Raw genomic sequence first — 296 nt, 5'->3', positions numbered from 1 at the left:
ACTGGTCGATGTGCGGCTCAATGATCTGCTGGTTGTCATGAATGCCGCCGCCGCCAAGTCAACACCTGCTGAGCAAATTCGCCATATTGCCGAGGGTGCGTTGGACGATGTCCGACGGCAACCAGAGGTTTTCCGATTTTATCTCAATCTGTTTACCCAACCCCGGCTCGACCCGATTGTGGCGAAATATAGCCAGAAGTTGATGGATGAGCAGGCAAAGCAGTTTGAAATCCAGACGCAGATGTTCAGCGAGTTGGGAGTTGCTAACCCACGACAGCGATCGCTCTATTTTTCCT

Annotated in this window: 1 protein-coding gene; it reads left to right on the top strand. The window is 52.0% G+C overall.

The genetic code is table 11. The annotated features are described in order from the left end of the window. Nucleotides 1-296: hypothetical protein (locus tag FLQ44_RS25505; protein ID WP_206208637.1), on the top strand; the 296-nt coding region annotated here is incomplete at both ends.

Origin of the sequence: Vogesella mureinivorans, assembly GCF_007644035.1 — a bacterium.
Lineage (GTDB): Bacteria > Pseudomonadota > Gammaproteobacteria > Burkholderiales > Chromobacteriaceae > Vogesella > Vogesella mureinivorans.
The sequence above is the reverse complement of the archived record's forward strand: the minus strand, read 5'-3'. Positions and strand labels throughout refer to the sequence as shown.